This is a genomic window from Roseateles sp. P5_E11, from assembly GCF_054049355.1.
This window is the reverse complement of record NZ_JBFUMO010000007.1, coordinates 1-14,970: the sequence shown is the minus strand read 5'-3', so window position 1 is coordinate 14,970 and position 14,970 is coordinate 1. Positions and strand designations below refer to the sequence as shown.

The 14,970-nt window shown below is 71.0% G+C and carries 9 protein-coding genes; 1 reads left to right on the top strand and 8 read right to left on the bottom strand.

What is annotated here, in order from left to right; translation table 11 throughout:
- Window positions 1-3,546, bottom strand: coding sequence for an indolepyruvate ferredoxin oxidoreductase family protein (locus tag ACXJKR_RS01270; RefSeq protein WP_457320077.1), 3,546 nt, complete (start codon window positions 3,544-3,546; stop codon window positions 1-3).
- A gap of 191 nt (window positions 3,547-3,737) precedes the next feature.
- Here ACXJKR_RS01270 and ACXJKR_RS01265 point away from each other — a divergent pair, with 191 nt between their 5' ends.
- Window positions 3,738-4,208, top strand: coding sequence for an Lrp/AsnC family transcriptional regulator (locus ACXJKR_RS01265; protein ID WP_457320075.1), 471 nt, complete (start codon window positions 3,738-3,740; stop codon window positions 4,206-4,208).
- Between the two features lie 126 nt (window positions 4,209-4,334).
- Here the strand turns inward: ACXJKR_RS01265 and ACXJKR_RS01260 are convergent, their stop codons facing one another.
- The 7 genes from ACXJKR_RS01260 to ACXJKR_RS01230 form a co-directional block, all read right to left on the bottom strand.
- A complete protein-coding gene (locus ACXJKR_RS01260) occupies window positions 4,335-7,604 on the bottom strand; it encodes an ATP-binding protein (protein WP_457320073.1) in 3,270 nt (1,089 codons plus the stop codon).
- 172 nt (window positions 7,605-7,776) lie between these two features.
- Window positions 7,777-8,757 carry an ABC transporter substrate-binding protein gene (locus ACXJKR_RS01255; protein WP_457320072.1) on the bottom strand — a complete coding sequence of 327 codons (981 nt, stop codon included), beginning with the start codon at window positions 8,755-8,757 and terminating at the stop codon, window positions 7,777-7,779.
- 51 nt (window positions 8,758-8,808) lie between these two features.
- Window positions 8,809-9,780: a diguanylate cyclase domain-containing protein gene (locus ACXJKR_RS01250; RefSeq protein ID WP_457320070.1), complete on the bottom strand. Its 972-nt coding sequence runs from the start codon at window positions 9,778-9,780 to the stop codon at window positions 8,809-8,811.
- Window positions 9,777-10,748: a response regulator gene (locus ACXJKR_RS01245; protein ID WP_457320068.1), complete on the bottom strand. Its 972-nt coding sequence runs from the start codon at window positions 10,746-10,748 to the stop codon at window positions 9,777-9,779. The genes ACXJKR_RS01250 and ACXJKR_RS01245 overlap by 4 nt, the downstream gene beginning before the upstream one ends.
- Window positions 10,749-10,785: 37 nt before the next feature.
- The gene (locus tag ACXJKR_RS01240; protein WP_457320066.1) at window positions 10,786-12,738 is read right to left on the bottom strand and encodes a response regulator; all 1,953 of its coding nucleotides are present in this window, start codon (window positions 12,736-12,738) and stop codon (window positions 10,786-10,788) included.
- Window positions 12,739-12,763: 25 nt separating this feature from the next.
- Window positions 12,764-14,350, bottom strand: a complete 1,587-nt coding sequence (locus ACXJKR_RS01235) for a response regulator (protein WP_457320065.1) — start codon at window positions 14,348-14,350, stop codon at window positions 12,764-12,766.
- Between the two features lie 142 nt (window positions 14,351-14,492).
- Window positions 14,493-14,970, bottom strand: a 478-nt coding sequence (locus ACXJKR_RS01230) for a LuxR C-terminal-related transcriptional regulator (protein ID WP_457320063.1), incomplete at its 5' end; no start/stop codon positions are given.

Genomic DNA, 14,970 nt, shown 5'->3' with positions numbered 1-14,970 from the left:
CTACAGCTCCGCCACGCCTTTGACCCGCACCGGCATCGCCACCGGCTGCACCGCAACCTCGACCGTGCGACCATGGAAGCGATCCAGCAGTGCCTGCCATTGCTTCTTCACCGCAATGACGTTGGCATGCTTGACATGCCCATAGCCGCGGATCTTCTCGGGCAGGCGGGCGAGTTCGACAGCGGTGTTCAGGTTGTCGGCCGTCAGTGAGGCCAGGATCTCATCGACCAGCTTCTCGTAGTCGGTGATGAGCTGGCGCTCCATGCGGCGCTCCTCGGTCTTGCCGAAGATGTCCAGCACGCCGCCGCGCAGGCCCTTGAGCTTGGCCAACCACTTGAAGGCCGTGAAGGTCCACGAACCCAGCTCGATCTTCCTGGCGCGGCCGTCGGCGCCGGGCCTGGAGATCAGCGGCGGGGCGAGGTGGAAGGACAGGCGCTCCCAGTTCTCGAACTGGTCCTTCATCGCCTTCTCGAAGCGGCCGTCGGTGTACAGGCGCGCGACTTCGTACTCGTCCTTGATGGCCAGCAGCTTGGCGTAGTAGCGGGCCACGGCCTGGGTCAGGCGTTGGCCCTTGCCGAGGGCGGACTCGGCAATGCGCACGCGTTCGACGAGGGCGCGGTAGCGCTGGGCATAGGCGGCGTCCTGGTAGCCGGTCAGGAACTGGGCGCGCCGCTCGATCAGGCCGTCTGGGCCGTCGAGCTGGTCGAAGTTGAAGAGCTTCACCACGTTGACGTCGCCGGCCAGCCTCGGAATAGCGTCCGGTGCAGCGATGGCCAAGCGGCCCAGCGCAAAGGCGGTCTTGTTGGCCTCGGCGGCGACGCCGTTCAGCTCGATGGCGCGCATCAGCGCCGCCTCGCTGACGGGGATGAGGCCGCGCTGCCAGCAGGCGCCCAGCATGATGATGTTGCTGGGCAGGGTGTCGCCCATCAGGCGCTGCGAGATGTCCTGCGCATCGATGGTGCTGAGCTCGCCGTGCTCACCGACGGCGAACTTCATCTTGGCGATCAGCGAGTCGCCCTGCAGCGATGCATCCGGGTTGCGCACAAAGCCGGCCGTGGGCAGTTCATGCGTGTTGGCCAGGATGACGGTGCGACCGGCCTTCACCGTGCCCAGCGCATCGGGCGAGGCGCCCACCACCATGTCGCAGGCCAGCAGCACGTCGGCCTGCTGGGTGTCGATACGCACCTGGTTCAGCAGGTCCAGCGTTGGTGCCACGCGCACGAAGCTCAGCACCGCGCCACCCTTCTGCGCAAAGCCCATGAAGTCCAGCACCGAGGCCTGTTTTCCCTCGAGGTGGGCGGCCATCGACACCAGCGCGCCGACGGTGACGACGCCCGTGCCGCCGACGCCCGTGACCAGCAGATCAAACGGGCCCGTCCACTGCCAGGGTGCGGGCGGAGTGATGGCGGCAAGCTCGCGCGCCAGGTCTTGCGCCGTGTAGCTGCCGCCGGCCTTCTTCTTCAGCACCGGTTCGTGCACCGACACGAAGCTCGGGCAGAAGCCGTTCACGCAGGAGAAGTCCTTGTTGCAGCTGCTCTGCTCGATGGCGCGCTTGCGGCCCCAGTCGGTCTCCACCGGCACCACGGACAGGCAGTTCGATGCGACCCCGCAGTCGCCGCAGCCCTCGCAGACGGCCTCGTTGATGAAGATGCGGCGCGGCGGGTCCGGGAATTCCTTCTTCTTGCGGCGACGGCGCTTCTCGGCGGCGCAGGTCTGGTCGTAGATCAGTACCGTCACGCCTTCGATCTCGCGCAGCTCGCGCTGCACGGCATCCAGCTCGCTGCGGCCATGGAAGCTCGTGCCGGCCGGGAACAGGCCGTGGTGGCCGTCGTATTTGCCGATCTCGTCGGACACGACCACGAGGCGCTTGACCCCCTCGGCCTCCACCTGGCGCGCGATCTGCGGCACGCTGGTCTGGCCGTCCACCGGCTGGCCGCCGGTCATAGCAACCGCGTCGTTGTAGAGGATCTTGTAGGTGATGTTGGTCTTGGCCGCGATGGCCTGGCGGATGGCCAGGTAGCCCGAGTGGTAGTAGGTGCCGTCGCCCAGGTTCTGGAAGACGTGCTTCTCGTTCGTGAAGCGGCTTTGCGCGGCCCAGTCCACGCCCTCGGCGCCCATCTGGATCAGGCCGGACGTGCCGCGCTCCATCCAGCTCGCCATGAAGTGGCAGCCGATGCCCGCTAGCGCCCGCGAACCCTCGGGCAGCTTGGTGGACGTGTTGTGCGGGCAGCCCGAGCAGAAATAGGGCTGGCGGCGCACCGCGTCGGCGGCGTTGCTCAGCAGTTGCGGTGTCAGGAAGTCGACGACCAGGTGGCGGCGGTCCAGCGCCGGGTTCAGCCGCGCCAGCCAGTCGGCCACCGTGCCCATGATGCGGCTGGGGCGCAGCTCGCCCAGGGCGCTCAGCACCGCGCAGCCATGTTCATCCGTCTTGCCGACGACGCGCGGGCGCTGGAAGTCGGGCAGGTGGTAGAGCAGCTCCTTGATCTGGCGTTCGACGACCGGGCCCTTCTCCTCGATGACCAGCACGTCGGTCAGGTTGGAACAGAACTCGGTGATGCGCGTCGGCTCCAGCGGGAACACGAGGCCGACCTTGTAGACCCGCACGCCGGCCGCGGCCAGGGCGTTGGGGTCGAGGTCCAGGCGCCGCAGTACCTCCATGAAGTCGTAGTGCGCCTTGCCCACCGTCACGATGCCCAAAGTTGCCGCCGGGCTGGTGACGATGTGCTTGTCGATGCTGTTGACCTTGGCGAAGGCCTTCACCGCTTCGATCTTGTGCGCCAGGCGCGATTCCAGCTCCAGTGAGGGCAGGTCGACCGAGCGGATGTGCAGATTGGTCGGCGCCGTGTAGTCGACGGGCTGGGTGAAGTCCAGCGCCACCGCGTCCAGGTCCACCGTCATGCCGCTCTCGACGACCTCCGAGATCGCCTTGAAGCCCACCCAGGCGCCCGAGAACCGCGACAGCGCCCAGCCATACAGGCCGAACTCCAGGTACTCGGCCACATTGGCCGGGTGCACCAGCGGCATGCTCCAGGCCTGCAGCGCCTGGTCGCTCTGGTGCGGCGTGCTGCTGGAGACGCAGCCATGGTCGTCACCGCAGACGACCAGCACGCCGCCCTGCGTGCTCGTGCCGTAGACGTTGCCGTGCTTGAGCGCATCGCCCGAGCGGTCCACGCCCGGGCCCTTGCCGTACCACATCGCAAACACGCCATCGACGGTGCGCTGCGCATCCAGCGCCACGCGCTGCACGCCCAGGCAAGCCGTCGCGGCGAGGTCTTCGTTGATGGCGGGCAGGAACTCGATGTGGGCCTTCTCGAGGAACTTCTTGGCCTTCCACAGCTGCTGGTCCACCATGCCCAGCGGCGAGCCGCGGTAGCCGGAGACGAAGCCGGCCGTCTTCAGCCCGGCGCGCTCGTCCTGGGCTTTCTGCGCGAGCAGCAGCCGCACCAGGGCCTGCGTGCCGGTCAGGAAGACGGCGCCGCTGTTGGCGGCGAGGTTGTCGCTGAGCTGGTAGGGGCGCAGGCTGGGCGTGACAGAGGTGTCGGACATCGGATCTCCTAAGGCGGGAAATTCTTCCCTCCATACGCCGGAAGAACTTGCCTCAATGCCGGGTTGCGGCGGGCCGAATGAGATGATTCTTCTCCAAAGAGGCTATTTAACGAAACGCCCCCCACGCCCGCGTTGCTGGCTGCCCCCCGAGGGGGCGCGTCAGTGGCTTCGGGCGGCCGGGCACCACTGACATGGAAACAAACGAGTTCGACCGGGCCAGCCTGCAGATCCTTGAGGCGTYGCAGCTTGATGCGCGCCTGTCGACCCAGGCTCTGGCCGAGAAGGTGGGCCTGTCGGCCACGCCGGTGTGGCGGCGCGTCAAGGAGATGGAGGAGCGCGGCGTCATCCGCGGCCAGGTCGTGCTGGTGGACCGCGAGAAGATCGGCCTGTCCATCCTCGTGCTGGCCAATGTCAGCCTGGTGCGGCACAGCGAAGGCGCGGTGGAGCAGTTCGAACGCCTGGTGGGCACGCGACGCGAGATCATCGAATGCCATGCCATCACCGGCGAAGCCGACTACGTCATCAAGGTCGTTGCGGCCGACATGAAGGCCTATGACCTCTTCCTGCAGCAGCACATCTTCAAGCTGCCGGGCGTGAGCAGCGTACGCAGCAACGTCGTGCTGCGCGAGGTCAAGTACGAGACGGCCCTGCCGGTGGGCTGACCGCCCCGCAACAGGCTGGGCGTGATCGATTGCAGCCATAGACGCTCTTCGCCCTGCTTTGCGAATCCGTCTCGACGGCACGCACTCTGGCGGCGCTGGCCCAGTCCGATGCGGCGATGCAGCGCGTCAAGCTGGTGCGTCGGCAATGGAGCTGAGAACAGCCAGCGCCGCCTCGAAATCCAGCCGGTCCAGCGCGTGGCGCAGCCGCTCGAAGCCGGCCTCGCCGCAGGCCGCGCGCAGTGCCGGGGCGAGGGGCTGGAACTGGTCCAGGGCGGCCAGGTCATGCGCCTGCAGGGCCTGCTTCAAGCGCACCAGCGCCTGCGCATCCAGCGGGCGGGCCGCGGCGGTCGCCGGGCCGGGCTGGCGACCTTGCAGCCAGGGTCGGGCCTGCGCCGCCAGTGCCGACAGGCGCTGCGCCACTTCGGCCAGCGCGGCCTGAAAGTCCTGTCCGGCGCGGGCCTGGACTTCGCCACGCTGGGCTGCCTGGCGCAGGGCCGCAGCCGCCAGCAAGCCGGCGCTGCCGCCCAGCTTGTGCAGGCGGGCGGCGGCTTGCGTGGCATCCAGGGGTGCCAATGCCGTCAGGTCCACGAACTCGTCGAGCAGGCGCTGTAGCAGCCGGGCGAAGAAGTCCAGGTCGCCCTGCATGCGCTGGCTGGCCTCGTCGCTGTCGATGCCGTCCAGCGCCGGCCAGGCCTCGCTCGCCGGGCTCTCTGCGGCGCGGGCGGCCACCGGCAGGCGCCGGCCCTGCATGCGTTCGACCTGCTCGCGCAGCTGCTGCACGAGGCCGGCCGGATCAAAGGGCTTGCTGATGAAGCTGTTCATGCCGGCGTCCAGCGCGCGTTGGCGCTCGCTGAGCAGGGCGCCGGCAGTCAGCGCCAGGATGGGGAGCTCGCGCAGGCCGAGTTCGGTGCGGATGCTGCGCGCGGCGGCCAAGCCGTCGAGCACCGGCATCTGCACGTCCATCAGCACCGCGTCGAAGCCCCTCGGCTCGGCGCGCAGCCGCGCGACGGCGGCGGCCCCGTCCTGGGCCAGCGTGACGATCGCGCCCTCCTGCTCCAGGATGCGCCGGGCCACCTCGAGGTTGATGTCACTGTCGTCGGCCACCAGCACGCGCACGCCGGGCAGGCGCTGCACGGCTGTGGCGCTGGGGCCGCTGGCCAGCAGCGGCTGCGTGGTGCCGCGCGCGGCCAGCGCCGCCTGTACGGCGTCGAAAAGGGCCGACACATCGGCTGGCAGGCGCAGCTGCCCCACGCCGGCACCGCGACTCATCAACACGCAGGGCAGGGTGGCCAGGCGTTCCTGCAAGACGCGCTGCCCGGCCAAGGGAAGGGTCTGCAACAGGCGGTGGTCGAGCAGCACCAGGTCGGGTGCGGCGCGGCCCAGGCGCTCCATCAGCGCCGCGGCGGCGTCCAGCGGTTCGGCCTGCCAGCCCAGGTCGGCACACAGGCGCTGCAGCGCGTCGCGCTGGGTGGCATCGTCGCTGGCCAGCAGCAGCGTCAGCGGGCGGATGGCCGGGCCCGGGCCGGCCGCGGGCTCGAAGGGCAGGCGCACGATGAAGCGGGTGCCGGCGCCGGGGCTGCTGCTGACGCCGACCTGGCCGCCCATCAGCTCGCACAGCTGCTTGACGATGGACAGACCCAGGCCCGTGCCGCCGTAGCGGCGCGACGTGGAGCTGTCGGCCTGGGTGAAGGGCGTGAAGATGCGCGACAGCGCCTCGGCCGGAATGCCAATGCCGCTGTCCTGCACGGCAATCTCGAGCTGCAGCGGCTGGGCACCGGCGTCGGCGCAGCGCGCGCTCAAGGCGACCTCGCCCTCGGACGTGAACTTGATGGCGTTGGAGACGAGGTTGCTGACGACCTGGCGCAGCCGCGCCGCGTCGCCGAGCAGAAGCGGTGGCAGGCCTGCGTCCAATTCGAGATTGAGCGCGATGCGCTTGGACTCGGCTTGCGACTGGAACAGGCTGGCGACATCGCGCAGCAGCGCGCGCGGGTCGAAGGGCGTGGCTTCCATGACCATCTCGCCGGCCTCGATCTTGGACAGGTCCAGCACCGCGTTGATCACGTCCAGCAGCGAGCGGCTGGCGCTGCTGACCTTGGCCAGCAGGTCGCGCTGGGCGGCGTCCAGCGGCGTGCGTTCGAGCAGGAAGGTCAGGCCCATGACGGCGTTCATGGGCGTGCGGATCTCGTGGCTCATATTGGCCAGGAAGTCGCTCTTGGCCGCGCTGGCCGCGTCGGCCGCCTGCATCGCGCGGCGCAGGGCGTCGGCATCGGCGCGGCGCTCGGTGATGTCCTGCACGGCGCCGACAAGACGGACGACGCGGCCGGCCTCGCGGCCTTCTTCTCGTTCGGTGGCGCCGACGGAATGCAGCCAGCGCAGCCGACCGTCCGGGGCCAGCAGCTCCAGCTCCAGGTCCCAGCCCTCGCCGGTGCGAGCGGCCGTGGCCATGGCCTGGCGCAGCTTCTGCTCGGAGTCGGTCATGAAGCCGCGCAAGACCGCCTCGCTGTCCGGCTCGGTGCCGTCCGGCAACTGGTGGATGGCGTGGGTCTGGCCCGTCCAGCTCAGCCGGCCGCTGTCCACATCCAGCTCCCAGCCGCCGACGCCCGCCATCTGGCCGGCGCGCTCCAGAAAGGCCTCGTTGCGTGCAAGCTGGCGGTTGCTGTCGCGCAGGGCCGTGTCGCGCTGCTGCAGGGCGGCCGTCATGGCGTCCAGGGCCTGCGACAGCTGGCCGAGCTCGTCCTTGCTCTGCAGGCCGCTGCGGGCAGCCAGGTCACCGCCTTCGACGGCCTTGGCCACGCTGCGCAGCTTGTCGATGGGCGCGAGCACGCGCTTGAGCAGCAGGCCGGCTAGCAGCAGCGTCAGCGTCAGCAGCGTGGCCTGCGTGGCGACCGCCAGCCAGCGCTGGCGCACGGCGTCGCGGCGGCGCGACTCGACGAGGTCGCGCGACAGCTCGAAGGCGCCGTCGCTGACGCGGCGCGTTTCGTTGACCAGCTGGTCGGTCAGCATCTCGCGGCGGGCGACACCATCGGCATCGACGGCTGCCGACTGCGAGGCCTGGCGCAGCGCGGCGAAGACCTGCGGCAGGCCGCGGGCCGTGTCCTGCAGGTCGCCGACCTGCTCGGCGCTGGCCGCGTCCGCGCCGGCGTAGTTGGCCAGCGCCTGGCTCAGGCGCTGGTGCACGAGGTTCCACTGCCGGGCGGCGCGTTCGCTGTGGTACAGGCCGTAGTCCTGGGTCAGCACCAGCAGGCCGGCGGCGTCGCGCGCAATGACCTCGACCGTCGTGCGCTGCGCGTCATTGCGCTCGGAGGCTTCGCGCTCGATGGCGATGCTCGTCAGCCGCGTGCCGACGACCAGCAGCGCCGCGATCACACAGGTCATCAGGGCGGGGCGCAGGCGCATCAATGACTCCGCGGATATTTGGGTTCGGCGGGCCGAGCGCCGGGCCGTTCCCTAGCCGGCCCGCTCTGGCGATGTGCATGCGGCTCGACGCCGCATGCATCGCCGTCCCCCAGGGGGACCGACTGGACACGCCCGCGTTCAGCGAGGCGGGGGCGGTCGAGGGGCACCATCATTACTTGACTATCGTCATCGAGCGCGGATCCAGCGCGCGCAGCGGCTCGACGCGCATCAGCTCGAGATAGTCCGGCACGGCCTTGTTCTCCACCAGGCCTTCGCGCACCGCCCAGCGCGACTCGGCCTCCAGTGTCGACAGCAGGTTCTGGTCGAGGCCGAGGTGGAACTCATAACCGTCAAGCTGGGCGGCGGCATTGCGGGCGCCGACCTTCCAGCGTGCCCCGAGCAGCTCGTGGGCGCGGCCCGGTTGGTTGTTGAGCAGGGCCACGCCGCGTTGTGCCGCCTTGAGCATGCGCAGCAGCGTGGCCTGGCTGAGCCCGGGCTGGGCAACGAGGTTGACCATGACGGTGTAGGGCCGCAGTGTCGACAACTGCACGCCCTTGGGGCCGAGCTGCTGCAGCGCCTGGGGGCCCGCGGGGCGGTAGAGGCCGGCCGCGTCCACCTCGCCGCGCAGCAGCGGCTCGGCGCCGCGATCGGGGTCGATGAAGACGAGGTTGACCGAGTCGCGCGGCACGCCATTGACGAGCAGGAAGACGTTGGTGAAGTAGTGGGCGCTCGTGCCGCGCACGACGCCGATGCGCTTGCCGGCGAGATCGGCGGGCGTGCGGATGCCGCGGTCGGTGCGCCCCACCAGTGCCGTGTCGCGGGGCGTTGTGCCGAAGGTGGCGACGATCTCGAAGCGGTGGCCGGCATGCAGGGCGAACACCATGGGCGTGTCGGCCACCGTCGCGATCTGGGCCTCGCCGTCGGTGAGGTGTTTGAGGCAGCGCCGGCCGTTGATGCAGCCGATGATCTGCACGTCCAGGCCCTCGGCCGCGAAGAAGCCCTCCTGCGCGGCCAGCTGCAGCGGCGCGAACAGCGTCGAGTCGCCAATGGCGATGACCAGGGGAGCAGCCGGAACCGCGAACGTGGTCGCAGCGAGCAACAGGCCGGCGAGCCAGCGGCGCAGTGTGGATGGGGCACAGGAAGTCAGGGACATGTCGGGTCCTGGTCTGGCGCAGTGTGTGGGCCGCCGAGCCGCGGCTGGCGCTCAAGCGTGGGCATGGGCCTCGCTGGCTTCGCCGATGCGACCGCGGCCGGCCGCCTTTGCGGCATAGAGGCCGCGGTCGGCCGCTTCGACGAGGGACTCGCCACGTGTCAGCACGACGCTGGCGTCCAGATCCGGCCGGGCTGCGGCCCAGCCGACCGAGACACTGACGAGGCAGCTCGGTGTCGCATCGGCATGCGCCAGCGCCAGGTCGGCCACGGCGTCGACGATGCGCTGGGCCATGGCACGCGCGCCGGCCGCGTCGGTCTGCGGCAGCAGCACGGCGAACTCCTCGCCGCCGTAGCGCGCGGCGAGGTCCGCCGGGCGGCGGATGCAGCCGCGGATGGCGGCGGCGATCTCGCGCAGGCAGGCGTCGCCGGCCACATGGCCGTAGCGGTCGTTGTAGCGCTTGAAGTGGTCGACGTCGATCAACAGCAGGGCCAGGCTCTCGTGGCCGCGGCGGGCGCGCTCGCATTCCAGGCGCAGGTCCTGGTCGAAACGGCGGCGGTTGGCCAGGCCTGTCAGGCCGTCGGTCAGGGCCGAGGCGCGCAGCGCGTCGCCCAGGGCCTTCAGGCGCAGCTGGGTGCGGGCGCGCGCGACGACGACCTCGGCCACCGGCGGCTTGCGGATGAAGTCGGAGGCACCGGCCGCGAAACCAGCCACCTCGACGGCGACCTCGGTGTGGCCGGTGATGATGATGACGGGCACGTCGGCCAGCCGCGGGTCGGCGCGCAGCGCGGCACAGACCTCGAAGCCCGAGAGGCCGGGCATCTCGGCGTCGACGAGGACGAGGTCGGGCGGGCTCTCACGCGCCAGGCGCAGCCCGTCCTCGCCGGACAGCGCGAAGCGCAGTTCGCCCAGGCCGCTGAGCATGCGCGCCAGCACCTGCACGCTGGCGGCGTCGTCGTCGACCAGCAACAGGCTGTGGCGCGTGTCCAGCTGGGTGGGCCAGCTGTCGGGAGCGGGCAGCTTCATGTTGCGAGCGGCGGCTCGTGGCCGTCGGCAGTCGCAGCGCACACGCAGACCCGGCCCGGACCGGCCTCGAGCGCCGCGGCCAGCGCGGCGGCGGCGGCCACGCTCGGGTCGCCTTCGCTGGCCAGCAGCCCGATGCCGATAGCCAGGGTCAGTTCGGCCTCTCCGGCCAGTGCTTGCTGCAGGCGTGCGGCCAGGGCCGCGGCGCCGGCAGCCGTGGTGTCGGGCAGCAGCAGCGCAAAGACTTCGTCGTCATGGCGCGCGACCAGGTCGCCGGGCCGCTGCAGTGCCTGCTGGGCCAGGCCGGCGACATGACGCAGCGCGTTGTCGGCGGCGCCTTGGCCATGGCGCTTGCGGTAGGCCGCCAGGCCTTCGAGGCCGGCCAGCAGCAGGGCCAGCGGCTGTCCGCTGCGGCGGGCGCGGCGGCATTCCAGGTCCAGCTCGTCGTCGAACTGGGCGCGTTCGGCCAGGCCGGTCAGCGTATCGCGGCGGGCCAGGCGCAGCAGGCGCTGGGCGGTGCGATGCAGGCGCAATTGCATGGCGACGCGGGCGCGCAGGGCCGGGCCGGCGACGGGCTTGGCGACGAAGTCGGCCGCGCCGAGCTCGAACACGGCAGCCTCGACGCTGGCGCCGGTGTGCTGGGTGACGAAGATGACGGGCACCTCGGCCAGCAGCCGGTCGGCCTTGAGCTGGCGGCAGACCTCGAAGCCGTCGATGCCGGGCATCTCGGCGTCCAGCAGCACCAGCTCGGGCTGCCAGCTCCGCGCGATGGCCAGGGCCTGGGCGCCGTCGGTGGCGAAGCGCAGCTGGCTGTAGCCCGACAGCAGCCGGCCGAGCATCTGGATCATGCCGGGGTCGTCATCGACGAGCAGCACGCGGGCATCCGCCAGGGCCGGCAACAGGCTGTCGAGCCGGCTGGCCAGCGGGCTGGGCGCGGCGGGGTGGAGAGGGCTGGGGAGGGTCAAAGGCATGGCGCGGCCCATTTTGGGGCCGCGCAGCGAGGCTGAGTCAATCCGGGTTGTCTGTGGGCTGGCTGGCCGCCAGCAATATCTCGAAACGGCAGCCGCGGCCGGGCTGGCTGCGCACCTCCAGCCGCCCGCCCATGGCCTGCACCAGGTCGCGCGTCAGCGTCAGGCCCAGGCCCGTGCCGGGGATGGCGCCGCCGTCACGGCCGAGGCGGTTGTAGGGTTCGTAGAGGTGGGCGAGCTGGTCTTCGCTGAGGCCGCAGCCGCGGTCCTGCACGGCCAGCACGACCTCGGGGCCGCGGGCTTCGATCTCGACCGCGATGCAGATGCCGTCGCCGGCGTACTTGATGGCGTTGGACAGCAGGTTGTCCAGGCATTGGCGCAGGCGGCGGGCGTCGGCGCGCACGCGCACGGGCGGTGCCGGTGGCGGCGCGCTCAGCAGCATGCCGACGGCGGCGGCCTGGGCGGCGGCCGGTTCGCAGGCCTGCCCGGCCAGGGTGTGCAGCTCGACATCCTGCAATTCGACATGGAACTGCCCCGACTCCATGCGCGCGACGTCGCTGACGTCGCCGAGCAGCCCCGACAGCTGGCCGACGGCGTCGAGGATGTGGGCGAGCTTGTCGGCCTGGCTGGCGCTCAGGCGTTCGGCCTGCATCAGCTGGGCGAAACCCTTGATGACGTTGACCGGGTTGCCGATCTCATGGGCGATGTAGGAGAGCATGGACGCGGTGGCGCGGCGCGTGGCGGCGGCCTCGGTCTGGCGGCGCGCCAGGGCCTGCTCGCGGTCGCGCTCGCGGGTGTCGCGCAGCACGTGCACGGTCAGCGCGTCGGCGCCTTCGCCTTCGGTCGAGGTGCTGACCTCGACTGGTACGCGCTGGCCGCTGGCGCGCTGCACGCAGTGGCGGCCCAGAGCGTCGATGATGAGCAGCTCATCCAGGCGCAGGCTGAGCGGCTGTGCTCTCACGTTGAGCAGGGCGCAGGCGGCGGCATTGGCCATGACGACGCCGCCGGCCGCGTCGACGACGAGGATGGCGTCCTTGCAGGCCTGGACGATGGCGGCGACCCGACCGTCGCTGATCTGGCGGTGGTCGTGGTCGACCTGGCGGCGCTCCAGCGAGCGCTTGCGCTCAACCAGGCGGCGCACGCGGGCGCAAAGCACCGGTGCGCTGAAGGGCTTGCGCACGAAGTCGTCGCCGCCCAGAGCCAGCGCGCGGGCCTCGTGGCCGAGGGTGTGGGACTGGGTCAGGAACATGATGGGCACCTGACCCAGCGCGGCGTCGGCGCGCAGCCGCTTGCACAGGTGAAAGCCGTCGCTGTCGGGCAGGTCGATGTCCAGCAGGATGAGGTCGGGCTTGAGCTCGCCGACCAGGCTGAGGGCCTGGGCGCTGTTCAGCGCGAAATGGCATTCGCCGACGTCGGCCAGCAGGCTGCGCACGAGCTGGATGCTGGTGGCGTCGTCGTCGACGATGAGGATGCGCGTGCGGCTCTGGGCGGTGGCCTCGGGCTTGTCTGTGCGCTCGGCGGCGGCGCGCAGCTGGGTGCGCAGCCGGGCCAGCACCTGCACGTCGTCGAAGGGCTTGCGCAGGAAGTCGTTGGCGCCGAGGCTGAGGGCACGGGCCTCGATGCCGGGATCGACATGCGAGGTCGCGAAGATGATGGGCAGCTCGGCCAGGCCGCGTGTGGCGCGCAGGCGGCGGCAGACCTCGAAGCCGTCCATGCCAGGCAGCTCGACATCGAGCAGGACCAGGTCGGGGCGATGCAGCTCGGCCAGGCGCAGCGCATCCTCGCCATTGGTGGCGAAGCTGATCTGCGCGAAGCCCTTGAGCAGCTGGCCCAGGTATTCGATGGCGGCCACGTCGTCGTCGACGACGAGCAGATGGATGAGGCAGGCACGCTCGGACGGTGTGCGGGCCACGGCCGCGGCCGCGGGCCGGGTCACGCGGGGCTGGGCGGGCGGGGGGGCGGGCCTGGGGCTCGTCGCGAGGGCATTCATCATGTTCTCTCCCTGAGAAGCAATCGAATCAGCGGCCGCCGTGCTCGGCAAGCGCATCGGCCAGGCGGCCGGCGAGCTCGAGGATGTCCAGCGGCTTGGTCCAGTAGTCGTCGAAGCCGGCCTGCATGGCCCGCTCGATCTGGCCCGGCGTCGCGTCAGCGGACAGCGCGATGCACAGCGTGCCGGCCAGGGCGGCGTCTGCGCGCAGCTCCCGGACGACGTCCAGGCCCGAMAGGCCAGGCAGGTTGATGTCGGTCAACACGACCTCGGGTTTCTGGGTCTTGGCCAGGGCCAGGCCGGCGCGGCCGTCGCCAGCGTGCAGCACGCGCCAGTCGGGGCGGTCGCGCAGCGCTTCCTGCACGAGCAGGGTGTTGAGCGGCTCGTCTTCGATGTAGAGCAGGGTGAAGGCATCCTCGGCCCCGGAGCCCGCATCGAAGCGGCTGGGGCGGCCGGGCTCGGCGCGGTCGACGTCGAGCAGTCCATCGACCAGCTGGTGCAGGCGCTTGGCGGAGTCCAGCACCCATTCGATGYGCTCCTGCTGGCGCGGCGTCAGGGGCTCTTCATGGTTGAGCAGCAGCAACTGGCTGAAGCCGATGACGGCATTCAGCGGCGTGCGCAGCTCATGGCTGGCGCGCGACAGGAAAGCGCTCTTGGCGGCGCTGGCCTGTTCGGCGGCGAGCTTGTCGCGGCGCAGGTTCTCGATCTCGATGTGCTCGTCGACGTCGGCGATGAAGCCATGCCAGAGCACGCTGCCGTCGGCCTGCAGCGAGGGGYTGGCGCGGCCGGAGCGCCAGGCCGGCCGCTCGGCGCCGGGCAGGCAGACGCGGAACAGCCGCTGCCAGGCCTGCTGGCCGGCCTTGGCCTCGCGCATGCCTAGCAACAGCCCGGGCAGGTCCTCAGGGTGCACGCGCTCGGCGAAGACGCGCAGGCCCTCAGGCTGCAGCGGCGCCATGGGGCCGAAGATGTGCTCGGCCTGGCCGCTGATGAAGCCGAGTTCGCCACCGCCGCCGGGCGCGCTGCGGTACTGGAACAGCATGCCGGGCGTCTCGCTGCTGAGGCGGCCGAGCAGCTCGGCCTGGGCCTGCAGATGGGTGCGGCTGGCGAGCAGGTCGACATGCTCGCGGYGGTGGGCGAACCAGGCGCCGACCGCGTTGGCAATGTCGGCCAGCAGCGTGGCCTGCACGGCGTCCAGGCGGCGCGGCACGGTGTCGCCCACGCACAGGGCCCCCAGCGTCAGGTTGCCCAGGCGGATGGGCAGGCCGGCGTAGGCGCGCAGGCGGGTTGCACCGATCACCCAGGGGCTGGTGGCGAAGCGGGGATCGGTCGTGGCGTCGGGCACCTCGAACAGCGTCTCGCCGAGGATGGTGTGGGCGCAGAAGGAGGCCTCGCGCTCGCAGTCGACCACCTCGGTGCCGTAGCGGGCCTTGAACCACATGCGGCGCTCGCCGACGAGGCTGATCAGCGCGATGGGATAACCGAGCAGATGAGCGGCGCAGCGCACCAGGCCGTCGAGCACGGCGTCGGGCTCGGGCTGGGTGGGCGGCTGGCTCAGGCCCAGCTCGGCCAGGCACTGCAGGCGCTCGGCCTCGTCGGCGGGGAGTTCATGCGCCCGCATGGAGGGCCTCTGAGCTTTGGGGGACGGGCATCTGGGACTTTCGCCGACCGAGGGCCGGTGACTGTCAATCTAGGCGCCCCCACCCGGCGGCGCTGCCGGGAGTTCTTGATGCCGGTTGCCGGGGCGCTCAGGTCCGCGCCGCTCAGGCGTCGTTGCTGATCAGACCGTGACGTATTGCCAGCTTGACCAGGGCCGTCACATCGGACGCGCCGAGCTTGGCCATCAGCCGGCTGCGGTAGCTGTCCACCGTCTTGGGCGACAAATGCAGGGCGGTGCCGATCTCGCTGCTGGAATGGCCATCGACGACCATGGTGACGACCTGGCGTTCGCGCACCGACAGCGCGGCGAAGGGGTCGTCGCCCGTGCCTTCAGCCAGCGCCCGCGCGGCGAGTTCGCCCACGCCCTGGCCGAGATGGCGGCGGCCGCTGCGCAGCGCCTCGATGGCCTGCAGCAGTTCCTCCGATGGCGAGCCCTTCAGCACATAGCCGCAGGCGCCCAGCTTGAGGGCCATGCCGACGTGGCGGGGCTGGGCCGACATGGTCAGCACCAGGGGCCGCACGGACAGGTGGCGGCGCTGCAGCTCGGCCAGCAGCTCCATGCCGGAGCGCGGACCCAGCGAC

What these genes read in the sequence shown, in the direction of transcription:
- ACXJKR_RS01250 (WP_457320070.1), bottom strand. Translation starts at nt 9,780, where the DNA reads ATGAAGCTGCCCGCTCCCGACAGCTGGCCCACCCAGCTGGACACGCGC.
- ACXJKR_RS01240 (WP_457320066.1), bottom strand. Translation starts at nt 12,738, where the DNA reads ATGATGAATGCCCTCGCGACGAGCCCCAGGCCCGCCCCCCCGCCCGCC.
- ACXJKR_RS01245 (WP_457320068.1), bottom strand. Translation starts at nt 10,748, where the DNA reads ATGCCTTTGACCCTCCCCAGCCCTCTCCACCCCGCCGCGCCCAGCCCG.
- ACXJKR_RS01260 (WP_457320073.1), bottom strand. Translation starts at nt 7,604, where the DNA reads ATGCGCCTGCGCCCCGCCCTGATGACCTGTGTGATCGCGGCGCTGCTG.
- ACXJKR_RS01255 (WP_457320072.1), bottom strand. Translation starts at nt 8,757, where the DNA reads ATGTCCCTGACTTCCTGTGCCCCATCCACACTGCGCCGCTGGCTCGCC.
- ACXJKR_RS01270 (WP_457320077.1), bottom strand. Translation starts at nt 3,546, where the DNA reads ATGTCCGACACCTCTGTCACGCCCAGCCTGCGCCCCTACCAGCTCAGC.